This window comes from Mesorhizobium sp. P5_C1, from assembly GCF_054049815.1.
The window spans coordinates 1-502 of the sequence record NZ_JBFULQ010001437.1 but is presented as its reverse complement, the minus strand read 5'-3'; the positions used below and the strand labels follow the sequence as shown (position 1 = coordinate 502).

The following is a 502-nucleotide window of genomic DNA, read 5'->3' as shown; positions in this document are numbered from 1 at the left end:
GCCGTGGCCAATACGGTCAAGCAACTGGGAGGCCTCGACGTCCTCGTCAACAATGCAGCGTTCCAAGTGCATTCGACGGATTTTGCCGACCTGACCGAGGAGCATTTCGACACCACAATGAAAACCAACCTCTACGGCTATTTCCATATGGCCAAGGAGGCGGTGGCGCATATGAAGCGCGGTTCAGCCATCGTCAACACCGGCTCCACAACGGGAATCAACGGCTCGAAGGAGCTGATCGACTACTCCATGACAAAGGGCGGGATACACGCCTTCACAAGAGCGCTGTCAGGCAACCTCATAGAGAAGGGCATTCGCGTCAACGCGGTCGCGCCAGGTCCAGTGTGGACGCCACTCAATCCGTCGGAAAAGCAGGCCATCGATGTCTCGAAATTCGGCGCCGATACGCCGATGAAACGCCCGGCCCAGCCAGAGGAGATCGCACCGGCCTATGTGTTTCTGGCCTCACCGCAATGCTCAAGTTACATCACCGGAGAGATTC

Annotated in this window: 1 protein-coding gene; it reads left to right on the top strand. The window is 57.4% G+C overall.

All coding sequences use genetic code 11. From position 1 onward, the window contains the following. A partial coding sequence (locus tag ACXJ7R_RS36225; protein ID WP_457155961.1) for an SDR family oxidoreductase occupies window positions 1–502 on the top strand: 502 nt, incomplete at both ends.